The 24,870-nt window shown below is 35.6% G+C and carries 22 protein-coding genes; all 22 read left to right on the forward strand.

Annotated elements, in window-relative coordinates:
• The first annotated feature begins 81 nt into the window (after positions 1-81).
• The 22 genes from hisIE (at position 82) to BM183_RS13840 (ending at position 24,645) form a co-directional block, all read left to right on the forward strand.
• Positions 82-1,341, forward strand: coding sequence for a bifunctional phosphoribosyl-AMP cyclohydrolase/phosphoribosyl-ATP diphosphatase HisIE (gene hisIE, locus BM183_RS21300; RefSeq protein ID WP_276326335.1), 1,260 nt, complete (start codon positions 82-84; stop codon positions 1,339-1,341).
• A gap of 532 nt (positions 1,342-1,873) precedes the next feature.
• The gene (locus BM183_RS20540) at positions 1,874-2,257 is read left to right on the forward strand and encodes a hypothetical protein (protein ID WP_139221529.1); all 384 of its coding nucleotides are present in this window, start codon (positions 1,874-1,876) and stop codon (positions 2,255-2,257) included.
• A gap of 14 nt (positions 2,258-2,271) precedes the next feature.
• Positions 2,272-3,639 (forward strand): sensor histidine kinase, encoded by a 1,368-nt coding sequence (locus BM183_RS13745; protein ID WP_170848016.1) that lies wholly within the window; start codon positions 2,272-2,274, stop codon positions 3,637-3,639.
• Between the two features lie 171 nt (positions 3,640-3,810).
• Positions 3,811-5,148 carry an ABC transporter substrate-binding protein gene (locus BM183_RS13750; RefSeq protein ID WP_091687448.1) on the forward strand — a complete coding sequence of 446 codons (1,338 nt, stop codon included), beginning with the start codon at positions 3,811-3,813 and terminating at the stop codon, positions 5,146-5,148.
• 103 nt (positions 5,149-5,251) lie between these two features.
• Complete coding sequence (locus BM183_RS13755; RefSeq protein ID WP_242960998.1) at positions 5,252-6,154, forward strand: carbohydrate ABC transporter permease; 903 nt, start codon at positions 5,252-5,254, stop codon at positions 6,152-6,154.
• A gap of 21 nt (positions 6,155-6,175) precedes the next feature.
• The gene (locus BM183_RS13760) at positions 6,176-7,015 is read left to right on the forward strand and encodes a carbohydrate ABC transporter permease (protein WP_091687449.1); all 840 of its coding nucleotides are present in this window, start codon (positions 6,176-6,178) and stop codon (positions 7,013-7,015) included.
• 16 nt (positions 7,016-7,031) lie between these two features.
• The gene (locus tag BM183_RS13765; RefSeq protein ID WP_091687450.1) at positions 7,032-8,303 is read left to right on the forward strand and encodes a Gfo/Idh/MocA family protein; all 1,272 of its coding nucleotides are present in this window, start codon (positions 7,032-7,034) and stop codon (positions 8,301-8,303) included.
• Between the two features lie 74 nt (positions 8,304-8,377).
• Positions 8,378-9,121 carry a response regulator transcription factor gene (locus BM183_RS13770; RefSeq protein ID WP_091687451.1) on the forward strand — a complete coding sequence of 248 codons (744 nt, stop codon included), beginning with the start codon at positions 8,378-8,380 and terminating at the stop codon, positions 9,119-9,121.
• Positions 9,122-9,217: 96 nt separating this feature from the next.
• On the forward strand, positions 9,218-9,376 hold the full coding sequence (locus BM183_RS20750) for a hypothetical protein (protein ID WP_170848017.1): 159 nt from the start codon (positions 9,218-9,220) through the stop codon (positions 9,374-9,376).
• An 89-nt stretch (positions 9,377-9,465) separates the two neighbouring features.
• A complete protein-coding gene (locus BM183_RS13780) occupies positions 9,466-10,236 on the forward strand; it encodes a glucosamine-6-phosphate deaminase (protein ID WP_091687453.1) in 771 nt (256 codons plus the stop codon).
• 37 nt (positions 10,237-10,273) lie between these two features.
• Positions 10,274-11,473, forward strand: a complete 1,200-nt coding sequence (gene nagA, locus BM183_RS13785) for an N-acetylglucosamine-6-phosphate deacetylase (RefSeq protein ID WP_091687454.1) — start codon at positions 10,274-10,276, stop codon at positions 11,471-11,473.
• A gap of 30 nt (positions 11,474-11,503) precedes the next feature.
• A complete protein-coding gene (locus BM183_RS13790; protein WP_091687455.1) occupies positions 11,504-12,661 on the forward strand; it encodes a glycerol dehydrogenase in 1,158 nt (385 codons plus the stop codon).
• Complete coding sequence (gene dhaK / locus BM183_RS13795; protein WP_091687456.1) at positions 12,642-14,408, forward strand: dihydroxyacetone kinase subunit DhaK; 1,767 nt, start codon at positions 12,642-12,644, stop codon at positions 14,406-14,408. Before BM183_RS13790 ends, dhaK begins: the two co-directional genes overlap by 20 nt.
• A 685-nt stretch (positions 14,409-15,093) precedes the next feature.
• Complete coding sequence (gene rimP, locus BM183_RS13800; RefSeq protein ID WP_091687457.1) at positions 15,094-15,561, forward strand: ribosome maturation factor RimP; 468 nt, start codon at positions 15,094-15,096, stop codon at positions 15,559-15,561.
• A gap of 41 nt (positions 15,562-15,602) precedes the next feature.
• Entirely contained in the window at positions 15,603-16,754 is a 1,152-nt protein-coding gene (nusA, locus tag BM183_RS13805; protein WP_091687458.1) for a transcription termination factor NusA, read from the forward strand.
• 134 nt (positions 16,755-16,888) lie between these two features.
• Positions 16,889-17,164, forward strand: coding sequence for an RNase P modulator RnpM (rnpM, locus tag BM183_RS13810; protein WP_091687459.1), 276 nt, complete (start codon positions 16,889-16,891; stop codon positions 17,162-17,164).
• Positions 17,154-17,573 (forward strand): L7Ae/L30e/S12e/Gadd45 family ribosomal protein, encoded by a 420-nt coding sequence (locus BM183_RS13815; RefSeq protein WP_091687460.1) that lies wholly within the window; start codon positions 17,154-17,156, stop codon positions 17,571-17,573. The genes rnpM and BM183_RS13815 overlap by 11 nt, the downstream gene beginning before the upstream one ends.
• Complete coding sequence (gene infB / locus BM183_RS13820; RefSeq protein ID WP_091687461.1) at positions 17,551-20,559, forward strand: translation initiation factor IF-2; 3,009 nt, start codon at positions 17,551-17,553, stop codon at positions 20,557-20,559. Before BM183_RS13815 ends, infB begins: the two co-directional genes overlap by 23 nt.
• 122 nt (positions 20,560-20,681) lie before the next feature.
• On the forward strand, positions 20,682-21,092 hold the full coding sequence (gene rbfA / locus BM183_RS13825; RefSeq protein WP_091687462.1) for a 30S ribosome-binding factor RbfA: 411 nt from the start codon (positions 20,682-20,684) through the stop codon (positions 21,090-21,092).
• 439 nt (positions 21,093-21,531) lie between these two features.
• Positions 21,532-22,488, forward strand: coding sequence for a DHH family phosphoesterase (locus tag BM183_RS13830; protein ID WP_091687463.1), 957 nt, complete (start codon positions 21,532-21,534; stop codon positions 22,486-22,488).
• A 157-nt stretch (positions 22,489-22,645) separates the two neighbouring features.
• Positions 22,646-23,548, forward strand: a complete 903-nt coding sequence (gene truB, locus BM183_RS13835; RefSeq protein WP_091687464.1) for a tRNA pseudouridine(55) synthase TruB — start codon at positions 22,646-22,648, stop codon at positions 23,546-23,548.
• 179 nt (positions 23,549-23,727) lie between these two features.
• On the forward strand, positions 23,728-24,645 hold the full coding sequence (locus BM183_RS13840; RefSeq protein WP_170848018.1) for a bifunctional riboflavin kinase/FAD synthetase: 918 nt from the start codon (positions 23,728-23,730) through the stop codon (positions 24,643-24,645).
• Positions 24,646-24,870: the final 225 nt, after the last annotated feature.

Consider the following 24,870-nt stretch of genomic DNA (forward strand, 5'->3'; position numbering starts at 1 on the left):
GTGTGGAAAATAAAGATTTTCCACACGGCAAATTTGTGCTGACGCCCAAATTCGCGGTGTTTCAGCAGAATGGAGGATTTTTTGTATAAAAAAATTATACCTTATATAAATTGTGAAAATGAAATAGCAGCCAATATAATAAATGAGGCCGCCAAATATGATTACAGCGGTGCTGATGCAATATTTTTATATAATTATTCCATGGATGAAGTCTCGGAAGAGGAATTCTTATGTGTTGTTAAGGAGATAGTTAAACAGGTGGATATTCCGGTATATGTGGGCTGTTACGTAAAACGTTTTGAAGATGTAAAGAAGGCTTTATATACAGGGGCTGCCTATATAGTCATAAAGTATTCCATATTAAAAGACAAGAAGGTTTTAGAGGAAGCTTCCAAACGTTTTGGAAAAGATAAAATAGTGGTTGAATTAGAAGATTATAAAGATATTCAAAAAGCTGCATTTATGTCAGAATTATATGACTCCGGTGTGTATGCTATTTTATTAAAACATGTTGAATTAACAGGGGATATGGTAGAAACAATTTTCTCTTTACAACTGCCGGTTATTATTAGAGACAGTCTTACCAAAAATGATATTGCCAGCCTTTTAGAGCCTGCTAATGTACTTGGTGTGTCCACCAATCATTATAAGGATAAAGACTTAGCTAAAGTCAAGTTTTCTCTAAAAGCTCAGGATATTCAAGTCAACACCTTTGAAAGCTCCATGGATTTTCGAGAATTTAAGTTAAATGATGCCGGATTAATTCCCGTTGTTGTACAGGATTATAAGACAAGTGAAGTGCTAATGGTTGCTTATATGAATGAAGAAGCCTTTCAAAAGACCCTGGAGACAGGGAAAATGACCTATTATAGCAGAAGTCGTCAATCTCTATGGATCAAAGGAGAGACTTCCGGACATTACCAATATGTTAAATCCATGTTAATTGATTGTGATAAAGATACTATATTAGCGAAAGTACTTCAAATCGGTGCTGCATGTCATACGGGAAGCCAAAGTTGTTTCTTTACAAATCTGTACAAAAAGGAATATGATGATACCAACCCTTTCACTGTTTTAACCGATGTTTACAATATTATTAAAGATCGAAAGCAAAATCCCAAAGAAGGTTCTTATACCAATTACCTTTTTGATAAGGGAATTGATAAGATACTGAAAAAATGCGGAGAAGAAGCAACGGAAATCATTATTGCCGCGAAAAATCCGGATTCAGAGGAATTAAAATACGAAATTTCTGATTATCTTTATCATTTGATGGTCTTAATGGCTCAATGTAATTTGGATTGGGATGATATTGTAAAAGAACTTGCACATCGTAGATAATGGTTCCTATAATTAATAAAAAATAAATCAATAAAAAATAAATCAACAAAGTATAAACTCAATTAGAATAACTCAATTAGAAATAAATTAATTTATAGATAACTCAATTAAAAAACTAATTAGTAGATCTAAGAATCCGGCCGTAAATGGAACTGTAACCAGTACGACTGGATTTTTTTGCTCTGTGTCAAGTGCTATGAGATTCCTAAGGAATCCTCCCAGATACTAGATGCAGAGCCTTTTTTATTGGATAGGTTGAAAAAGCAAGTTTTTTAAAATTGAAATTTCTCTCCACAGAAAGTGCTGTCATTATTATGAGATGATAAATTGCCGGAACCGATACTCCAATGACAAAGACAGATCTGGTTCGGAGAGAAATATAGGTGATTTTGTCGAATGGCAATTGATTTTAACATATAAATAAAATATACTTATTTAATAATATACAAAAAAATATATAAATATTAGAAAGGTAAGGCAATGTGCATAAAAACTAACGGGCTATTAAATGCAAAAACGGAGGAATAATTTTATGAAAAAAAAGTGGTTTATTAAAAGTTTTATTTCTTTTGCATTTCCAATATTTATTGTAATCTTGTTATTCGGAGGATTCACCATATATTTTGTTAATAATTCTGTATTAAAAGAATTAAATAAAAATAATGAAAATCTATTAATCCAAATCCGTACTAATGTGGAAACCATTCTTAGTGAAGTTAACTCTTTAAGCTTGAATTTTGAATTTTATACAAAGACATCAGAATATACCGATTATGTGGATGCCAGTAACAGTACAGCTGAAAAACGTATGGTTGAGCAGGAAATGCTTAACTTCATTAATACCCTTGCAAATCAAGGATGTATGTACATTCAATCTATGTATATATTAATAACTCGAAAAACAGTTTTATCGTAAGTAATGAGGGAATGGTGAAACCGGAACAGTTTTTGGATAAGAAATGGCTTGAGGATGCAAAGCAATTAGAACAAAAAGACAGCATGACATGGATAAAACATAGAGAAGTTTCACGTTATTCTTTTGAAGAGCCTACCAGTGTAATAACAGCCTATCGAAAACTGTATATAGGGCTTAAGCAGGTTGGGACAGTTGCTCTTAATATAAATGCTTCCTATTTAGATGAGAGATTAAGTGCCCTAAAACTCTTACAGGGGCAGGAGATAAGTATCTATTCTGAAAATGGGGAGGAAATTTATACTTTTATATATGATAATGAATCCGGCAGTGGGAATAGCAATAATCCCGGTATCAGATATATTACAGTGAAATCCAACGATAATGGATACTCCTATATCTCCCGGGTACCTATGCGCCAGCTTTATGATTTTTCATACCGGGTCAGCCAGATCATTGCTATTATATTATTCATCAGTATAATTATAATACTTATTGCTTCTTACATAATATCCAAACGAAACTATGAGAGAGTATTTGCCATTTACCGTATTATCGAAGCCGCAGATGCTTCCCATCCTTTACCGGAACTTCAATCAAAAGTTAAGGATGAGTATGGATACATTATACAGAACATGGTTAAAGTTTTTATCGAAAGCCGTTTCATAAAAGCACAGTTAAATGAGCGAAAGAGTAAATACGAGGCGATGGAACTTTTAGCTTTACAGTCACAAATAAACCCTCATTTTTTGTTTAATACACTGGAAACAATTAATTGGGGAATTGTAAAACATCTGGGTATCACAAATCATGTCAGTGAAATGCTGGGGAATCTCTCCGATGTTTTAAAATATTCTTTGAGCAATCCAAACGAAAAAGTTGCCATGAAAGAAGAGATAGCATATGCAAGAAGCTATCTTGCAATTCAGCTGGAACGCTATCAGGAACAATTCGAAGTAATATGGGATATTGACAAAGAACTTGAGAATTATTACATAATAAAACTAGTTATACAACCCCTTGTGGAAAATGCCATATATCATGGTATTAAAGAAAGTGAAGGTAAAAGTAAATTAAAAATTGCATTATATTCTAAAGGTGAGCAAATATGCCTTCAAATAACAGATACAGGCAAAGGAATTCCAAAAGAAAGGCTGAATGAAATCACTCAAACCTTGGACAGTGATCAAAATGAAACCCCAGGTTTACATATTGGTGTAAAAAATGTTTATAAACGGCTTAAATTAGTTTATGAGAATCAATGCAGCCTTACTATAAAAAGTAAAGAGGGATGGGGAACCATTGTGACCATTCTTCTGCCTTGTGACAGCTCCAGTGAAATTGAGAATTTTATTCCCTTTCATCAAGGTGAAACAGATAAATAATAGCTGCTGATAGGTGTTGAATTTGCACTAATGTCAAATAGGAAACACATAAAAGAGAAAAGAGTCAAATACAGTGTATATTTAATGCAAAGTGCAATCTCACTAATAAAAAGCTGCTATGATACAATGAATTTGTCTAAAACCACAAAAAATTTTTGAAAGGGGATCTTTATGAAAAAGAAAAAGGTATTTGTGTTATTATGTGTTGCTCTGCTTTCTATTACCGTTTTAGCCGGTTGCTCATCAGCCAATAAGAAAGAAGGAACAACAGAAACAACAAACAAACAGGGTACTAAGACCAATAGTGATATTCGTTTTATGTGGTGGGGAGGTGAAACACGGCATAAAGCCACTGTAGATGCACTGGAACTATATAAGGGAATCAATCCCGATATAACGGTAAAGACAGAATATTCCGGTTGGGACGGTTACTTTGACAAACTAACAACACAGCTTGCAGCAAGTACCGGACCTGATATTGTACAGCTGTCCTATACCAATGTCTCCGAATATGTAGCAAGAAAGCAGCTTGTCCCATTGGATGAGTACATTGAGAAAGGCATTATAGATGTAAGTAAACTTTCTGAGGCAACTTTAGACATGTACCGTATTGACGGAAAATTATATGCGATTCCTGCAGGTGTAAGTACTTCTTTACTATTCTATAATAAAGATTACTTTGATCAGGCGGGAGTGGAATATCCAACAGACAGCTGGACATGGGAAGATTACATGAAAGCAGCAAAGGAACTGACCATGGATACGGACGGCGATGGTAAAATCGATGTTTGGGGCACTGCATATATGGAAGATCCGGCAGGAGCAGATCTGACATTTAAAAAGTATGTATATGAACGTGGCGGTAAACTGTGGAGTGATGATTTAAAATCAGTAAAATTTAACTCTCCAGAAGGTCTTGCAGCAGTAGAATTCATAAAGAAACCTCTAGATGAAAGCATTATGCCACCTATGGAAATAACTGCTTCCAATCCTCAAAATGTTGATGACTTTCAAACAAAAAGAGTTGCAATGATTATCCATTATTCACCTATTACCCAGGCATATATGAGTGCAGGACTTAATTTTGGTATAGAGCGTACTCCAAAGGGCATGGAAAAAGAGGCATTTTGGATTAATCCTTCTATGGTATATAGCATTACAAAAGATTCCAAGTCTCCGGAAGCTTCTGCCGAATTAATTAATTTCCTTGTTAATAATGAAGAAGCAGGTGATATTTTGGCACTTGAGCGTGGTGTGCCAAGTAATGGCCTCATTCGCAGCCGCTTAGTAAATACCCTTAGCGATGCAGAAATAAAAATGTTTGAATGTATTGAAAAATCTACTTCAGATGATATTTCAAATGAACCATTTCCAGCAGGTTATATGGAAATCCATGCTTTATTTAAACGTGAATTTGAGAATATGATGTATGGAAAATATACTCCTCAAGAATTCTTAGATGTAGTTGAAGCGGAATGTAATAAGATTCTTCAGAAGTTTTATGAGTAATAAGTAGGACTTATTATAATTAAAATGGCAAGACAGAAGATGTCATTCTTCCCCTTGCTATTTTAATTATAGGTTCTGATTATCCGAAAGAAAGGAGCTTATTGTGTTCGGAGTAAAAACAAAACAAATAAGTAACGCAAAATACAATAATAAAGAAGCATTTTTATTTCTTTTACCCTGGCTTATTGGAGTAGCAGCATTCACGATCTGGCCTATGATACAATCTTTAGGGCTGTCCTTTACGGACTATTCCATATATGGTAATACAAAATTTATAGGACTTGATAATTATAAAGAAATGTTTTTTGATGACAGAATGTTCAAAACCAGCTTGGTTACTACGTTTCTATATGTACTTATGTTTGTCCCCGTAAAAACCGTAGCTGCATTACTAGTTGCTAAACTACTAAATAAGAAAATAAAAGGTATGGCAATCTATCGTACTATTTACTATATTCCATCAATTATCGGTGCCGGTGTGGCTATGGCAGTAACGTGGAAAATCGTTCTTTCAAGAGATGGTTTTGTAAACCAGCTTTTAAGTCATATAGGATTAGGGCCATTCGATTTTCTCACAAGTCCTGATATGGCGTTAGGAACACTTGCTATGATGGGTGCATGGCAGTTTGGTTCCGCTATGGTAGTGTTTCTGGCAGCACTAAAACAAGTGCCAAAAGATTTATATGAAGCTGCTGATATTGATGGTGCCAATAAAGTAAGACAATTTTTCAGCGTAACTCTTCCTATGATATCTTCCACGATTTTATTTAACTTGATTATGGGTATAATTAATGCGTTTCAGGTATTTACTCAGGTTTCCGTTATTACCAACGGCGGCCCGGCTGATTCTACATACGTATATATGCTGCATCTTTACAGGACTGCTTTTGAATCTCATAGAATGGGCTATTCTTCCGCATTGGCATGGATATTAACATTGATTATATTAGGTGTTACATTGTTAATATTCGGGTCGTCTAAAAGGTGGGTGTATTATGAAAATTAGTAAAAAGGCAGGTGCTTTTCAATGAATGAGAAAGGGAAAAAAATAGTAAACCATTTAATTTTAATTGCAGGCAGCTTCATAATGCTATTCCCTATGGTATGGCTCATCAGCAGTGCATTTAAACCGGGTACAGAGATATTTGGCAGTGACTTTAAATTAATTAGTGAAAATTTTACTTTACAAAATTTTATTGATGGCTGGTTTATAAATCCTACTCATAGCTTTGGTTATTTTTTAAAAAATACTTTTATTTTGGTAGGTGTGGTAATAGTAGGAACTGTTATATCCAGTGCTTTAACAGCATTTGCATTTGCAAGATTACATTTTAAAGGGAAAGGGATACTGTTTATATTTATGCTGGCAACTATGATGCTTCCTGCACAGGTAACCTTAATACCCAAATATATTATGTTTAGTAACATAGGTTGGATTGATAGTTACCTGCCATTTATTGTTCCTGCTTTTTGTGCGGTAAATGGATTCCATATATTTTTAATGGTTCAATTTATCAGAGGTATTCCCAAAGACCTTGATGAAGCAGCATATATTGATGGTTGCAGCACATTCGGCATATTTTTAAAAATCATAATGCCATTATGTAAACCAGTATTATTCTCTATAGCAATATTTACATTTATTTGGACATGGGACGATTATATTAATCAATTAATATATATAAGTTCCGTAGATAAATTTACAGTATCCTTGTTTTTGAGAAGTTTGATTGACAGTACATCCAGTGTTGCATGGGGACCTCTCCTTGCCAATACATTAATCAGTTTGTTACCAAGTATAATTTTATTCTTCATAGCGCAGCCCTATTTTGTAGAGGGTATTGCGACTTCGGGATTAAAAGGGTAAGAAGGAGCGTGTTAAATTGAAAAAGAATGATATAATAAAGTTGGCGGTTATAGGTTGTGGATTCAGAGGCTCGGCTTACTCGGATTATACACTGAGTCATCCGGATGAAGCAGAAGTAGTATGTGCATGTGATATTAATCCTAAGAGATTAGAACAGTTTGGAGACAAATATCATGTTCCCAGTGAAAGAAGATTTCTCAATGCAAAAGCAATGTTAGAGAATGTAAGTGACATTGACTTGGTAATTGTAGCAAATCTGGACGCAGGGCATTTTGAAGTGGCAAAAATGGTATTGGAAATAGGATATAATTGTTTATTAGAAAAACCAATGTCTCCTGATCCATGGGAAAGTCTAGAGCTTGTACGTCTTGCTAAGGAAAACAACTGCCAGTTACTGGTGTGCCATGTTTTAAGATACACTCCTTTATTCAGTACAATAAAACAACTTCTTGAAAAAGATGAGATTGGTAGAATTATATCCGTACATCATGCAGAAAATGTTTCTTATACACATATTGCTCATAGTTATGTACGTGGTAATTTTAGAAATTTAAGTCCTATTATACTGGCAAAATCCTGTCATGACCTTGATATTTTAAATTGGTTAATCGGTAAGAAGTGTAAAAAAATAAGTTCTTTTGGCTCCTTAACATATTTTAAAGAGGAAAATGCTCCGGTAGGTTCTGCAAAAAGATGTATGGACTGCTCCATCGAAAAGGATTGCCCATTCTCTGCATGTAAGCAATATTTAACAGATGATACCTCCTGGCCTACAAGTATGATAAGCGTAGATACATCACTGGAAGCAAGAATAAAAGCAGTTAGGGAAACTGATTACGGTCGTTGTGTATACCATTGTGACAATACAGTCTGCGATCATCAGGTTGTTAATATGCTTTATGAGGATGATATAACGGCTTCTTTTAACTTAAATGGTTTTAATACAACAGAAACCCGTGAAATACGTATATTAGGAACGAAAGGTGATCTTCGTGCTAATTTGGAAAAGAACTATATTACGGTAAGAAGATTTGGTGAAACTTCTGAAACAACCATACGACCTAAAGTGTATGCAGGTGCCCATAGCGGCGGGGATGCCATGTTAATGAAGGATATAGTGGATATCCTAAAGAAAGGAAATTGGAAGAGTGCAAGGACAAGTGCTGTTCTATCCGTTGAAAGTCACATTATGGCCTTTGCAGCGGAAGTTTCCAGAAAAGAGGGTACCATTGTAGATATTGATTCATTCAAAGAGAAAATATTGCAAAAAGGCAGACAGGATGAATAGATAAAAGCAGAAGTATGATAGGAGAATAGTGCTTGCACCCAAATTCGCGGGCATTGGAAATATGGAGGATTACCATGTATAAATTACTCATTGTTGATGATGAAGTTACCATTCGTACAAGCTTAGCAAATTTTATTCCATGGGAGCAAGAAGGTTTTGAAGTGGCAGGTGTCTGTGCAGATGGAAAGGAAGCCATTGACTTCTTTAGTGAGAATAAAATAGATGCACTTTTAATTGATATTATGATGCCTCGTGTTACTGGAATCGAGGTTGCAAAGTATATATTTGAAAATAATTTAAATATAAAAATAGTATTGTTAAGTGCACATGGGGAATTTGACTATGCAAGGTCAAGTATGCGTTATGGGGTAAGATACTATATTCTTAAGCCAACAAAATATGAAGAACTAAAACAGGTTTTCTCTGAACTCCGCATGGAACTTGACAAAGAGAATATGGAAGATGTAGAGGAAAATGAAGAATACTTAGGGAGCATTGAACAGATTAAAAAATATATTGATGATAATTATGAAGATGCAAGTTTGGAAGCAATTTCAGAAATGTTTCATCTAAATCTCCATTATATCAGCCGTTTATTTAAAAAGAAAACAAATATGAATTTTTCTGATTATTTAACTCAGGTTAGAATGGAAAAGGCCCGTTTGATGCTAAGAAATCCGGAAAGTTTAATTTCTGAAATTTGTTGCCGTGTAGGTTATACGGACCCAAGAAGCTTTTCCAAAGCATTTAAAAAATATTTTGGTGTTTCTCCCCGGGAATATAAAATAAGTGTGATGGAAGGAAAGAATAACGATTAGAGAGAATCAACATTTGAGAATTTATATTAGTAAATTTATTCCTATTTCAAAAAGGTAATGAATGAATCTCATGTTTTTAAAAATAAAGATAAAAACATGGGATTTATTCTAAAAAAGAAATACTTAATTAGTTTAACCTTATCAGGTAAGTCTCCCGCTTTTGTAAGCGGGGGTAAGGACTTGCCTGTTTCAGCAGGAGTTAGGGCTCCTGCTGAAATGCCACGTAGTGGTAATGAGGTTAGAGCCGTAGCGTAAGCGGATAAACTTGCCTATGGGCAAGTGGAATATCTGCTTTGACTTAATAAATTGTAAAAAAATAATGACTACATAATCAGGAGGTTTCTATGTATAAATATGTCTATACTGAAAAGATCGATCAATTACAACTAAGGGTATTTTCAACAAGAGAGCAGATGGGAAAAACTGCAGCTTATGATGTGGCTAATGCTATGAAAGATTTATTGCAGAAAAAAGATAAAATACGTATGGTATTTGCAGCAGCACCTTCTCAAAGTGAGTTTTTAAAAACATTAACTGAAATAAAAGATATTCCATGGGAGAAAGTAGAGGCTTTCCATATGGATGAATATATAGGTCTTGATTTAGATGCGCCCCAAAGATTCAGTGGTTTTCTAAGAAAATATTTATTTGATATTATAAAACCCGGTAAGGTACAGCTAATCATGCCGGATAAAGCTGATCCTGATAAAGAGTGTGAGAGATACGCTGCATTATTGGATGAACAAGGGATTGATATTGTATGTTTAGGCATTGGTGAAAATGGACATATTGCATTTAATGATCCGCCGGTAGCCGATTTTAATGATCCAAAGAAAGTTAAGATAGTAGAATTAGACCACATGTGCAGACAACAGCAAGTAAATGACGGCTGTTTTAACAGTATTGATGAAGTCCCTACCCATGCAGTAACTCTTACTATTCCGGCACTCCTATCAGCAGGATATTTATTTAGTATGGTTCCCGGAGTTAATAAAAAAGAAGCAGTATATAACTCCTTAAGAGGGCCAGTTACAACCGGCTGTCCTGCATCTATTCTTCGTAACCACTCAAACTGCATTTTATATGTAGACAGAGATTCCTTCCCAATAGAATAAATATAATAGCTTGCAAGCAAAATAAAGGGGGAAGCGGATGAGAAAAATTTTAAAAAACGGTAAAGTTATAACACCTCTTCGAGTAATTGAAAATGCAGGAGTTATTGTAGAAAATGGAGTCATTGAACAAATTATTGAAGGTGGATATACAGAGTTTCAGGATACGGACTTGGTAATCGATGTAAAAGGACAATATATTTCTCCAGGATTTATTGATATTCATACTCATGGCGGGGGCGGTCACGATTTTATGGATGGCACAGTTGAGTCTATTATAGAAGCTGCCAGGGCTCATATGAGGTATGGTACTACTTCCATCGTACCTACAACACTTACCAGTAACATGGATGATTTATTCCGTACATTGGATTATGTAAAAGAATGTAAAAAAGTAAAGGGTATTCCTAATATTTTAGGTATTCACTTGGAAGGTCCATACTTCTCCATGGAACAGAGAGGTGCTCAAGACCCTAGGCATATTACGGATCCTAAAAAAGAAGCCTATACACAAATTATTGATTATAGTAATGATATTGTTCGTTGGACTATCGCGCCGGAACTGCCAGGAGCATTGGAGATGGGAAGAGAACTGGCCAAAAAAGGAATTGTGTGTTCTATCGGCCATAGTAATGCAATTTATGAAGACGTAGTCAGGGCTTACGAAAATGGATTTCATTTATTGACCCATTTTTATTCCGGTATGTCCATGGTAAAGAGAATTAATTCATTCCGCTACGCCGGTGTTGTAGAAAGCGGATATTTAATTGATGATATGTTTGTGGAAGTGATTGCTGATGGAATGCATTTGCCGGAAAGCTTATTAAAGTTAATTTATAAGGTGAAAGGTCCGGATAAGATCTGTCTTGTAACAGATTCCATGAGGGCAGCAGGCTGTCCGGAAGGAGAATATGTACTGGGCAATCAGTCAACCGGCCAGAAAGTTATTGTAGAAGATGGTGTGGCAAAATTACCGGACAGAAGGGCATTTGCAGGTAGTGTAGCTACTGCTGACCGTTTGGTGCGCACTATGGTTAATGTAGCTCAGGTACCTTTGACAGAGGCTGTTAAAATGATAACTCTTTCACCGGCCAGAGTAATGAGAATTGACCAGGCAAAAGGCAGTATTACTCCGGGCAAAGATGCAGATATTATTGTGTTTGACGAAGATATTCATGTTCAATTTACTATGATTCGAGGTGAAATAACCATGAATCAAATGGAAGAAAATTTAAGCTAAATACCATATAAAATACAGGAGGCTATAAAGATGAGAAAAGCATTTATCTGTCCTACAAAATATGTTCAAGGGGAAAATGAATTATTAAATTTGGGATATTTTGTTTCTACTTTTGGAAAAACTGCATTACTTATTGCCCATAAAGATGATGTTGCACGTGTAAAGGAACAATTACAGCAAACTGCAGAACAATATGGAATCTCATTTGTAGAAAGCGGTTTTAGCGGTGAATGTTCCCGTAAGGAAGTAGCACGTTTACAACAAGTTGCAAAGGATAATAATTGTGACTGTACAATTGGCCTTGGGGGCGGTAAGGCAATTGATACCTCAAAATGTGTTGCTGAAGGAGAAGCGTTGATTATTGTTCCTACCATAGCGGCAACGGATGCTCCAACCAGCCATTCAGCAGTGCTTTATACGGAAGAGGGTTCCTTTGACGATTATGCTTATTTTAAACAAAGTCCAAGTGTTGTATTAATTGATACAACTATTATATCAAAGGCACCTACCCGTTTTCTTGTTTCCGGTATGGGGGATGCATTATCCACTTATTTTGAAGCACGTGCTACCAGTGCAGCATATGCCAATGTAAATGCAGGATTACCATGTGGTTTTCGTGAGAAAAAATGCGGTGAGGCAAAATCAACAAAGACAGCTTTAGCTCTTGCAAAACTCTGCTACCATACATTACTTGAAGATGGCGTGAGTGCTAAACATGCCTGTGATAAAAATCAGGTTACCAAAGCTCTTGAAAATATTATAGAGGCAAATATTTTACTCTCCGGTCTTGGCTTTGAAAGCGGTGGGTTGGCTGCTGCTCATGCAATTCACGACGGTTTGACACTTTTTGAAGGAACTCATAAATACTACCATGGAGAGAAGGTGGCTTTTGGAACGATTGTTCAATTAGTACTGGAAAATGCTCCAAAAACAGAATTGGACGAGGTTTTAAATTTTTGTTTATCAGTAGGATTGCCAGTTTGTCTTAATGATATTGGTATAGATTCTTATACTGAAGATGAATTAAAACTTGCAGCAGAAAAAGCATGTATTCCAGAAGAGTCCATTCATTCCATGCCATTTCCTGTTACAACGGAAGCAGTGGTAGCTGCAATTGTTACTGCGGACAGTATAGGTAAAGACTTTAAGAAAAAAATGGAGAGAAATCATGAAAAAACTAATCAATAAACCGGAAACTGTTGTAAGAGAAATGTGTCATGGGATTGCACTTGCCCATCCGGAATTGGAATTAATAGCAAAGCATAAAATAATACGCAGAAAAGTGAAAAATTTAAATAAAGTCAGTCTTATCAGCGGCGGCGGAAGCGGACATGAACCTGCACATGCAGGATTTGTAGGGGAAGGTATGCTGGATGCAGCTGTTTGCGGAGATGTCTTTGCTTCGCCTTCTCAGATTCAAGTGTATCATGCTATTCGTGAGACAGCAACAAAGCAGGGAGTTCTCCTTATTGTTAAAAACTATAGCGGTGATATTATGAACTTTAAAAATGCTGCATATATGGCCCAGGAAGACGGCATTCTTGTGGATTACGTAAAAGTTGATGATGACATTGCAGTACAAGATAGCTTATATACCGTAGGACGCAGGGGCGTAGCCGGTACAGTTTTGGTGCATAAAATTGCCGGCGGGGCAGCAGAGCAAGGAAAATCTCTTGCAGAAGTAAAAAGGCTGGCAGAAAAAGCAATTGATAACGTTAAAAGTCTTGGTTTTGCATTAAGTTCATGTACTGTTCCGGCTAAAGGTACTCCGACTTTTGTATTGGAAGAGGATGAAATGGAATATGGTGTAGGAATTCACGGTGAACCGGGAATTCAGAGAAGCAATGTAATGCATGCAGATGAACTGGCAAATAAAATGATAGACTCCCTGTGTAAAGAGTTAACATTGAATACCTCCTTAGAAAAACAGCGTGTGGCGGTGCTGATTAACGGCTTTGGAGCAACACCACTGATGGAACTTTATCTGTTGAATGCATCAGTAGGCAGGGAATTGGCTGCCAGAGGAATTACTATTGCACGTACCTTCGTAGGAAATTATATGACAAGTATTGATATGGCCGGTGCATCCATTTCAATCATGAAACTGGATGAGGAATTAGAGGAACTTCTAAATCAACCATGTATAACTCCGGCTATAAAAATTGATGGACCTTGCCCTCCATCTGATTTTTTTGAACCTTATGAAGAACCAGAGATAAAGAATGACTTTTCCTATGAAGTGGAAACATCTGCTGAATATGCTGCCATAGGTGAAAAGATAACCCTTGAAAATATAATTTATATTATAGATGTGATGAGTGAATCCATTATAAGGAATGAAGTTCCTTTTTGTGAACTGGACGCACACGCTGGTGATGGAGACTTTGGTATGAGTGTAGCCAAAGGCTTCAAACAATTGAAAAAGGAATGGAATTCTATTATCAATACACCTGGTCTTACTATAGGATCATTTTTAAACGCCTGCTCATTAGTAATCATGGAATATTGTGGTGGTGCCTCTGGACCTATATGGGGTTCTGCATTCCGTGCCGCCGGCAGACATGTAATGGGAAAACAGGAAATGACTATTAAAGAATTCGCCTCTATGTTACAGGCTGTAGTTAAGGGCATTCAATCAACGGGGGAGCGTTCCTTTGGACGAGGTGCTGTAGTTGGAGACAAAACCCTTATGGACGCTTTAATTCCCTGTGCCGATTCATGGTCTGATATTGCAGAAAGAACAGATGATTTTACAGAAGCATTTCGGATAGGTGCGGCTGCGGCTGTTGAAGGGGCTAAGAAAACAGAACAAATCATTGCCCGAATGGGAAGAGCAGGTACTGTGGGTGAACGAAGTATTGGGTATCCCGATGCAGGAGCACATGCTCTGGGAGTTGTTTTTACTGAAATATCCCAATTATTAAAGGGAAAATAGATATAAATAGGTAGAGGTAGTGGTCTTAATTTAAAACTAAGACACTGCCTCTATTTTATGGGATACACAAAAGAGTCGGTAAAAGTCTGTAAAATTAGTATAAACTTAAGACTTCTTTGATAAAATATATAATTACAGGAGATTAAGAACTACACTCAGATAGCCTGGTTGATACTTTATTCTATATGATAAGGCTATTTGTATTAACGTTATTAATTACTTTACACTCACTGCCTAGTTTGGAAAAATTTTAAATATGGCTTGCAATATAAAGTACATTGTGCTATAATTACCAAATGTAAGCATGATAAAGTAACGGAAGGGAGTGGACTTAGGTCCACTCTTTGTATTATGTCAAGAAACAATTTACACTATGTGAAGATATTATTTTTTTTCTTCACACTTCCAGACATGATGTGGCTTTGCCACATCTCAAATAATAGATGAAGAAATTCGCCATGAGAATTCCAATGGATTCTCATGGTGGAGTTCTTCCTGTGTGAAACTTAGAAATACTTAGTCAGCGTGTTGTGCTGACTTAGAATTTCTTTTCACACTTTTACCTGAATATTTTTGAAAATATGCAGTATAGCAGAATGGACTAATAAAGATAGGGAATATATCTTATAAAATTTCAAGTCATCAATAAAGTCCTTTTATAAATCAACTGCAGGAAAGAGGAAAAATGTCAAAGAAAGAAGAATACGAACAAAAAACAGAACAGCTTTTGGAACCCATAATTCAAGAATATAATTTTGAACTAGTTGATGTGGAATATGTGAAAGAAGGCAGTAACTGGTATTTGCGGGCATTTATTGATAAAGAAGGCGGCATTACAGTTGATGATTGTGAAGCGGTCAGCAGGCAGCTTAGTGATTTATTGGACGAAAAGGATTTTATCCCAGATGCTTATATACTGGAGGTAAGTTCTCCTGGACTTGGAAGACAGCTGAAAAAAGAAAAAGATTTTGCAAGAAGCATTGATAAGGAAGTAGAAATTAAATTATATAAAGCAATCAATAAGCAGAAAGAATATATTGGTTTCTTAGTAGATTATGATAACGAAAAATTTACAATAGAATTGGAAGATGAAAGTACTATAGATATACCGAGAAGTAATGTTGCTTTGATACGTCTTGCTTTTGATTTTTAAAAAACGGATAGGATATTATATAAAGGAGGATTAACAAAAAAATGAATAATAGTAACAGCAATAATAAAGAGCTAATTGAAGCTCTAAATCAAATCGAAAAGGAAAAAGACATAAGTAAAGATATTCTATTGGAAGCAATTGAGAATTCTTTGGTTGCAGCTTGTAAAAATCACTTTGGCAAAGCAGATAATATTCGTGTAAATATCAATAGAGAAAATGGTGCCGTTAATGTTTATGCAGAGCGTCAAATAGTTGAAACAGTAACAGACCCTATTACACAAATAAGCGAAATAGAAGCAATTTTAAAATTCCCTAAGAACAGTGTGGGGGACGTTGTTCATGTGGAAGTAACTCCTCGTAATTTCGGAAGAATTGCAGCTCAAAAGGCAAAGCAGGTAGTAGTACAAAAAATCAGAGAAGAAGAAAGAAAAGTATTGTTTCATCAATACTACAGTAAGGAAAAAGATGTTGTTACTGGAATTGTGCAACGCTATGTAGGTGATAATATAAGTATTAATCTGGGTAAAGTAGATGCTGTACTAACAGAGAACGAGCAGGTGAAAGGTGAGCATTTCAGACCTACAGACCGTATTAAACTATACGTTCTGGAAGTAAAAGATACTACAAAAGGCCCGAGAATTACCGTATCCAGAACACATCCGGAACTGGTAAAGAGATTATTCGAAGCAGAAGTTACCGAAGTAAGAGACGGAACGGTGGAAATTAAAAGTATAGCAAGAGAAGCCGGTTCCAGAACCAAGATGGCGGTAGCTACCAATAATCCTGATGTGGATCCGGTTGGAGCTTGTGTTGGTCTAAACGGCGCAAGAGTAAATGCTATTGTAAATGAATTGCGGGGAGAAAAAATAGATATTATTAACTGGAGCGATGATCCAGCTATATTAATAGAGAATGCTCTAAGTCCTGCAAAAGTAATCTCTGTTCATGTGGAAGAAGGAGAAAAAAGCGCAAAAGTAATTGTTCCGGATTATCAATTGTCACTAGCAATAGGAAAAGAAGGACAGAATGCGAGATTGGCTGCAAGACTGACCGGTTATAAGATTGATATTAAGAGCGAATCACAGGTTGCAAATTATGATTATAACTCATCCTATAATGAAGGATATGAAGATTCTGAATATAACGGCGAGTATGAAGATGATGAATATTCAGACAATTATGATAAGGAATAAGAAGCATTCTCTCATTCTGAAAGAAATTAAGTAGAGTGAAATGTTTCAAACCTCAAAATAGATAATTATATTTTATGAATTTGAACGGAAAAATAGTTAATAAGGCTCATTGAAAGGTTAGGGTGATATAAATAATGAGTGTTACAAAAAAAGTTCCTCAAAGACAATGTACCGGCTGCGGGGAAATGAAAAATAAAAAGGAAATGATAAGAGTTATAAAAACACCGGAAGATGAAATCCTTATTGATAAAACAGGTAAAAAAAATGGTAGAGGTGCATACATATGCAATTCGCCTGAGTGTTTTAGAAAAGCAGAGAAAAATAGAGGATTAGAACGTTCTTTAAAGGTGAGTATTCCAAAAGAAGTCTATGAGGAGTTAGAAAAGGAGTTGATTGGACTTGAATCATGAGCAGGAAAGTACCGGGCTCCAGCCTACTGCCACAAAAAAAGTATTATCTTATATTGGATTAGCGGCAAAAGCAGGGAAACTGACAAGCGGTGAATTCATGACAGAAAAGGCTGTTAAGGAAGGAAAAGCTATGTTAGTTATCGTTGCTGAGGATGCATCAAATAATACAAAAAAAATGTTTACCAATATGTGTACTTACTATAAAGTGCCGATTTACTTTTTTGGTGAAAAAACAAACCTTGGCCATGCAATAGGGAAAGAATTCAGAGCATCTTTAGTTCTTCTTGATAAAGGCTTGGCTAATGCGGTAGAAAAGCAACTGAACACAATTAACCTAGACGACGGTATGGATACAGATACCCAGTCTAACCTTGGAGGTAGTAAGTATGGCAAAAATGAAAGTATATGAATTAGCAAAAGAAATAGATAAACAAAGTAGAGACATTATAAATTACTTAAAAGACAATGGCATTGATATTAAGAGCCACATGAGTAATATGGAAGAAAACCATGTGAATCTTGTTAAAAACCATTTTCTTGGAGCGGCAAAACCGGCAGGTAAAACTGCTGTTAATCAGATGTCTTCTAATCAGCAGGCTGTACAAAATAGTCAAAACAGAACAGCTTCCACTCAAGGAGGACAAAACAGCCAAGTCAGACCAACTTCCGCTCAAGGAGGACAAAACAACCAAGCCAGACCAGCTTCTGCTCAAGGAGGACAAAACAGCCAAGTCAGACCAACTTCCGCTCAAGGAGGACAAAACAGCCAAACCAGACCAGCTTCTGCTCAGGGAGGACAAAACAGACCAGGTAGTCAGTATGGACAAAGCGGCCAAAATAGGCATGGTAATACGGACAGACAAAGCGGCCAGAATAGATATCATAATTCTGCCCAAAATGAGCAGAACAGACCGATGGGACAGTCAGGACAGAACAGACAGAGCTCTCAATACAGTCAAAATAGACAAGGGAATCAGACAGGTTCCGGTAATCAATTCAGACGTAATAACCAAAACCAAAGTACCGACAGACAAAGCCAAGGAAGGCAAAATAACCAGTCCAGAAACAGTCAATATAATTCGGGTAATTATGGACAAAGACCGGCTGGGCAAAACAGGTCAATGAATCAAGGTCAATACAGACAGAATAAACCAATGGGACAGGATGGACAAAATCAACAAATGAATAGTCAGCAAGGTAGAACGAACTCATATAATAATAGTGATAGATATAGCCAAAACCCAGGACATTCTTATAATTCTAACACTCAAGGCGGCAGACAGGGCGGATCAAATTATAATCAAAACAGATCCGGAGGCAATAACACCTATCAAAATAGAAACTATAATAATTCAGGCTTTAACTTTATGGATAAGGATAAAGATGATAATGTTAAGAATTATGGTAATAAAAAGGGAAGCGGTAGAAGCGACGCTAAAAAAACAGAGAAAAAGGTAGATGCTCCTTTAGGAATGTCCAGAAGTGATTCTGCGATTGCAAGAAATAACAGAACCAATAAAAACATTAAAAATAAGAATTACGGCCATAAAGATATAGAAGAAGATAATATTTTAGAGACAATTAAACCTTATAAAAAAGGTCAGTTTATTAAACCAAAGGTAGAAGAACCGAAAGAAGAAGAAATTAAAACAATTGTGATTCCAGAGGTTATTACAATTAAAGAATTAGCCGATAAGATGAAATTACCATCCGCAGCACTTGTTAAAAAATTATTTCTTGCTGGTAAAATGGTATCCATCAATCAAGAAATCACATTTGAAGAGGCAGAAGAAATTGCTTTGGAATATGATATAATTGCTGAAGAAGAAGTAAAGATTGATGTTATCGAAGAATTATTAAAAGAAGACGAAGAAGATGAATCTACACTGGAAAAACGTCCTCCGGTAGTTTGCGTAATGGGACACGTAGATCATGGAAAGACCTCCCTTTTGGATGCAATCCGTAAGGCTAATGTAACTTCCCATGAGGCAGGAGGTATTACTCAGCATATTGGTGCCTATGTAGTAGAAGTAAATGGTGAAAAAGTTACATTCCTGGATACCCCGGGACATGAAGCCTTTACATCCATGAGAATGAGAGGAGCTCAATCTACTGATATTGCAATCTTAGTAGTAGCTGCGGACGATGGTGTTATGCCCCAGACAATAGAAGCTATCAGCCATGCAAAAGCAGCAGGCATTCAAATTATTGTAGCAATTAATAAAATTGATAAGCCAAGTGCCAATATTGAAAGAGTAAAACAAGAACTTACAGAATATGGATTAGTAGCAGAGGATTGGGGTGGAGACACTGTATTTGTACCGGTATCTGCTCATACTAAAGAAGGTATTCCACAACTGTTGGAAATGATAGTATTAACAGCAGAAATTGCTGAATTAAAGGCAAATCCAAATAGAAAAGCAAGAGGTGTGGTAATCGAAGCCGAGCTAGATAAAGGCAGAGGATCGGTAGCTACTATTTTAGTACAAAAAGGAACTTTAAATGTTGGTGATTCCATCGTTATAGGTTCTGCATTTGGTAAAGTAAGAGCAATGATGGATGATAAGGGCAGACGTGTTAAGGAAGCTACTCCTTCTACACCTGTAGAGATCCTTGGTTTAAATGAAGTACCGGAAGCCGGTGAAATATTTATGGCTACTGAAACAGAAAAAGAAGCCCGTTCCATTGCAGAAACTTATATTTCCCAGGGAAGAGAAAAACTTCTGGCAGATACGAAAGCAAAATTATCTTTAGACGGCTTATTCTCACAAATTAAAGCCGGTGAAATCAAAGAATTAAATATTATTGTAAAAGCAGACGTACAAGGTTCTGTAGAAGCTGTAAAACAAAGCTTAGAAAAATTAAGTAATGAAGAAGTGGCTGTTCGAATTATTCATGGCGGTGTTGGTGCCGTAAACGAATCTGACGTAATCCTTGCAAGTGCATCCAATGCAATTGTAATCGGATTTAATGTTCGTCCGGATAACGCTGCAAAAGAAACAGCAGACAGAGAAAAAGTTGATATAAGATTATACCGTGTTATTTATAATGCAATTGAAGATGTGGAAGCTGCCATGAAAGGTATGTTAGATCCAATATTCCAGGAAAAAGTAATTGGTCATGCAGATGTAAGGCAGACATTTAAGGCTTCCGGATTAGGAACAATTGCAGGTTCTTATGTAACAGACGGTAAGATTGTCAGAGGCTGTTCTGCAAGAATTATACGTGATGGAATTGTAATATTTGATGGTGCCCTTGCTTCTCTTAAGAGATTCAAAGATGATGTAAAAGAAGTTGCATCCGGATATGAATGTGGTCTTGTATTCGAGAAGTTTAATGATGTGAAAGAAGAAGATACAGTTGAACTATATATTATGGAAGAAATTCCAAGATAGTTAACTGTTTAGAAACAATTTAGTGTGAAAGAAAATATAAAAGAAAGGTAACCACATATTTTATTCTTTCACGTTTTATGTGGTGGTATCCTAAGTATTTTGCGATACACTAGGGTGTAAATATGAGAAAGAATAGTATCAAAAACACTAGAATTAATGGTGAAGTTCAGCGAGAACTAAGTATGTTAATCAGCAGAGGAGAAATAAAAGATCCAAGAATTAATCCTATGACTTCTGTAGTGGCGGTGGAAGTGGCACCTGATTTAAAACATGCTAAAGTGTATATAAGCGTTCTTGGTGATGAAGAATCAAGAAAAGCTACTTTAGCCGGATTAAAAAGTGCAGCACCATTTATCAGAGGTCAATTAGCGAGAACCATTAATCTGCGAAACACACCTGAATTAACATTTATTATGGATCAATCCATTGAATATGGTGTAAATATGTCAAAGTTAATAGATGAAGTAAATCATGTATCTGTTGAAGAGGCGGAAGAAGTAAATAATGATTTACAAGAAGATGCAGATAAATAACTGAAAAAACGTAGATAAATTACAGAAAAAACGTACAATAACAGAAAAAGCACAGATAAATAAAAAAGAAGCAGATGAATAATAGAAAATAGAAGGCATCTATGGTTGGTTCATGTTGAAGGCAGGAAAAGAGTGTAGTATAACTATAAATAAGTTTATCCAGGGATATGATAATTAAGCCGAAGTTGCATAATTATCATATCTCCCTGAAATTTCATGAACCATTTACTGTTGCCCCGGCGTTAAGTTGCAAAATGAATGAATCTTCATATGTAAGGCAAGCCTTACATTGGGAGGACTCCAAAATAAAATCAATTAAATGGAACTTCATTTTGAACTTCTCGTTGATTATTTGCTGTGCTGCTGGGGAAAATCATGTTTGAAAGGGCCGGTTCTATCTGTTATAAAAGAACGGTAATGCACCGGAATAGAGGATAAGATGGAGAAAATATTAGAAAGATTGAAAGATGCGAAAACAATAGGTATAGTTGGCCATGTAAGACCGGACGGGGATTGTATTGGCTCTTGTATGGCACTTTCCCTTTATTTAAAACATAATCTCCCTGAAGATAGGATCATTGATGTATTTTTAGAACCAATTCCAAATAAATTTTTGCTTTGGAAAGAAGCTGCATTAGTAAAACAAACCAATGATAGCCATATAATATACGATTATTTTATTGCTCTTGATGCCGGAAGTAAGGATCGGTTAGGATTTGCAGAAGTATATTTTAATGAAGCAAAAACCAAAATTAATATTGACCACCATATCAGCAACACCGGTTTTGGAGATATTAATCTTATTGTAGACAATGCCAGTTCTACCTGTGAAGTTTTATTTAATTTATTTGATGAAGATAAAATTGATCTGGAAGTTGCAAAGGCCCTCTATTTAGGGCTGATTCATGATACCGGTGTATTTAAGCATTCCAATACCAGGGAAAAAACCATGAATATAGCAGGTAAATTAATAGCAAAAGGTGTTCCCTTTTCAAAAATGATTGATGAAACTTTTTATCAAAAAGATTATTTACAAAACAGGATATTGGGAAAATGCCTGTTAGAAAGTAAATTATTTTTGGATGGTAAATGTATTGTATCTTCTCTAGAAAAAGATACTCTTTCTTCTTACGGAGTATCACCTGCTGATCTTGATGGAATTATTGATCAGCTGCGAATTACAAAGGGTGTAGAAGTAGCAGTCTTTTTATATGAAACAGGACATCAGGAATTTAAAGTAAGTTTGAGAGCCAATGGAGATGTAAATGTAAGTAAAATAGCAGTCTTGTTTGGAGGCGGGGGGCACGTGAAAGCTGCCGGTTGTACCATGGAAGGTTCTGTTTCTGATATAATCAATCATTTAACCAATTTAATAGAAGAGCAATTAATTAAATGATCAAATAAATAGCCAAGTTTTGTAGTTTAAAAATAACAATATAAATATGTGTAAGTCACAGTTGAATACCTAATTTTTTAAATTCTTTAAAGCAAAAAAATCTAGTAGGATAAAAACTTTATAAAATACAACAGCTTGGAAAAAAGGAGTTAAAAAATTGATTCATGGAATTATTAATGTATATAAAGAAAAAGGTTATACCTCTCATGATGTAGTGGCAAAATTGAGAGGTATATTAAAGCAGAAGAAGATTGGGCATACAGGTACGCTGGACCCGGATGCGGAAGGTGTTCTGCCGGTTTGTTTGGGAAATAGTACAAAACTATCTGACATGTTAACAGATAAGAATAAAACTTATGAAGCAGTACTTTTATTAGGACAAACTACGGATACCCAGGATGTAACTGGAAAGATACTCTCCACCTGTGAAGTAAAGGCTGATAAAAAACAGATAGAAGAAGCCATATTAAGTTTTGAAGGTGAGTATGATCAACTGCCGCCTATGTATTCCGCTCTGAAAGTCAGCGGCAGGAAGTTATACGAACTGGCCCGGGAAGGAAAAGAAGTCGAAAGAAAAACAAGAAAAGTATGGATATATAATATCCGTATACTGGAATTTGATGAAAAAAATCATGAAGTTAGAATCAGAGTGGAATGTTCCAAAGGAACCTACATTAGAACTCTGTGCCACGATATAGGAGCAAAACTTCAGTGCGGCGGCTGTATGAAAAGTTTGTTGAGAACGAAAGTCGGACAATTTTCCATTACAGATAGTTTAAAGTTATCAGAAATTAACGAAAAAGCAGCAGAGGGAAAATTATTAGCAACTTGTATCCCTGTGGATGATATGTTCCCCGATTATCCTAAAGTAACTGTGAAAGAAGAATATTGCAAATACATTTATAATGGAAATAGTTTTTATACTAAACATATAACAGAAACTAAGAATATAAACAACCAAGCCCAGGTTCGGGTTTACGATTGGAACAATCATTTCATTGGAATTTATGAATTCAATCAAAAAGATCAGATATTTAAGCCTATAAAGATGTTCTTATAATGCGTAATGAGGAAACATAGGTTGAACATTTGGCACCCTAATATAGTATCTGAGTGCAGATAAGTAGAAAAGGTTAGTGTGAAAATCAAGATTGTTTCAAGTGAATTATGAAACAATTCACTTTGCAAATATTGTGCTGCCGCACAAATTCGCAGAGTGGCAGCAGAATGGAGATTAGTATGAAATACATTGCTGGTGAAACAGATTTTAAAATTAAAAATAGTGCGGTATCTTTAGGTAAATTTGACGGAATACATCTTGGTCATCAGCTTTTGTTAAATAAAGTACTGGAATTAAAGAAAGATGGATTACAGGCTGTTATGTTTACCTTTCTATATAATCCCAGGAACCTTTTTTCCGATAAAGAGATTGAATTAATCTATACCGAGGAAGAAAAAAGATATATACTGGAACAAAGTGGTTTTGATGTATTGGTTTCTTATCCCTTTACAAAAGAAACGGCATCTATGGAACCAGTGGACTTTATAAAAGAAGTTTTAATTGAGAAATTAGATGCCAAAGTTATTGTTGTGGGTGCTGATTATTGTTTTGGACATAATCGGAGAGGCAATGTAGAATTGTTAAAAGAAAAATCCAAAGAATACGGTTATGAGCTTATTGTATTTGACAAAATTAAAGTCCAAGACCAGGTTATCAGCAGTTCCTATATCAGAAGCAAAATAGCGGAAGGAGATATAGAGCTGGTAACCAGACTTTTAGGAAGGCCATTTTCCATCATAGGAGAAGTAAAACATGGCAGAAAAATTGGGCGGACGATAGGATTTCCTACCGTCAATTTAATTCCTCCTGCTTCTAAATTGCTACCCCCTGACGGAGTATATGCCTCCATGACTAGTATTAATGGTATCAAATATCCGGGTTTAACCAATATAGGCCATAACCCCACAGTAGGAGTTACTCCTGAGAAAAGGGTAGAAACCTACATATTTGATTTTGATTCAGATTTATATGGATCTACCATTGAAGTGTCACTATATGCATACGAAAGACCGGAAATGTCCTTTCAATCAGTAGAAGATTTGAAGAATCAAATGAACCAAGATATAATTTATGGACGTAAATACTTTTCGAAATAAAAATTTGTTGCAGTAGGACGCTCAATGTCGTCAACTTAAGGACACTACCGTCATATTGTATATTTATTTATAGGTGTTTTGGTTAAAATGCGAATTGACAAACAAATGTTCCCTTCAAAATGTTATTAGATACATTTTATCTATTAAATTTTGGAGGGATTTTTATGTCTATTCGTAATAACTTAAAGGATTTTTTTCAAGAAATGAATACTCTTCTTACTTCTA

The organism is Anaerocolumna aminovalerica (assembly GCF_900115365.1).
Taxonomy (GTDB): Bacteria; Bacillota; Clostridia; order Lachnospirales; family Lachnospiraceae; genus Anaerocolumna; species Anaerocolumna aminovalerica.

What these genes read in the sequence shown, in the direction of transcription:
- BM183_RS20540 (WP_139221529.1), top strand. Translation starts at nt 1,874, where the DNA reads ATGAAAAAAAAGTGGTTTATTAAAAGTTTTATTTCTTTTGCATTTCCA.
- BM183_RS13750 (WP_091687448.1), top strand. Translation starts at nt 3,811, where the DNA reads ATGAAAAAGAAAAAGGTATTTGTGTTATTATGTGTTGCTCTGCTTTCT.
- BM183_RS13760 (WP_091687449.1), top strand. Translation starts at nt 6,176, where the DNA reads ATGAATGAGAAAGGGAAAAAAATAGTAAACCATTTAATTTTAATTGCA.
- BM183_RS13770 (WP_091687451.1), top strand. Translation starts at nt 8,378, where the DNA reads ATGTATAAATTACTCATTGTTGATGATGAAGTTACCATTCGTACAAGC.
- BM183_RS20750 (WP_170848017.1), top strand. Translation starts at nt 9,218, where the DNA reads ATGGGATTTATTCTAAAAAAGAAATACTTAATTAGTTTAACCTTATCA.
- BM183_RS13780 (WP_091687453.1), top strand. Translation starts at nt 9,466, where the DNA reads ATGTATAAATATGTCTATACTGAAAAGATCGATCAATTACAACTAAGG.
- nagA (WP_091687454.1), top strand. Translation starts at nt 10,274, where the DNA reads ATGAGAAAAATTTTAAAAAACGGTAAAGTTATAACACCTCTTCGAGTA.
- BM183_RS13790 (WP_091687455.1), top strand. Translation starts at nt 11,504, where the DNA reads ATGAGAAAAGCATTTATCTGTCCTACAAAATATGTTCAAGGGGAAAAT.
- dhaK (WP_091687456.1), top strand. Translation starts at nt 12,642, where the DNA reads ATGAAAAAACTAATCAATAAACCGGAAACTGTTGTAAGAGAAATGTGT.
- rimP (WP_091687457.1), top strand. Translation starts at nt 15,094, where the DNA reads ATGTCAAAGAAAGAAGAATACGAACAAAAAACAGAACAGCTTTTGGAA.
- nusA (WP_091687458.1), top strand. Translation starts at nt 15,603, where the DNA reads ATGAATAATAGTAACAGCAATAATAAAGAGCTAATTGAAGCTCTAAAT.
- rnpM (WP_091687459.1), top strand. Translation starts at nt 16,889, where the DNA reads ATGAGTGTTACAAAAAAAGTTCCTCAAAGACAATGTACCGGCTGCGGG.
- infB (WP_091687461.1), top strand. Translation starts at nt 17,551, where the DNA reads ATGGCAAAAATGAAAGTATATGAATTAGCAAAAGAAATAGATAAACAA.
- rbfA (WP_091687462.1), top strand. Translation starts at nt 20,682, where the DNA reads ATGAGAAAGAATAGTATCAAAAACACTAGAATTAATGGTGAAGTTCAG.
- BM183_RS13830 (WP_091687463.1), top strand. Translation starts at nt 21,532, where the DNA reads ATGGAGAAAATATTAGAAAGATTGAAAGATGCGAAAACAATAGGTATA.
- BM183_RS13840 (WP_170848018.1), top strand. Translation starts at nt 23,728, where the DNA reads ATGAAATACATTGCTGGTGAAACAGATTTTAAAATTAAAAATAGTGCG.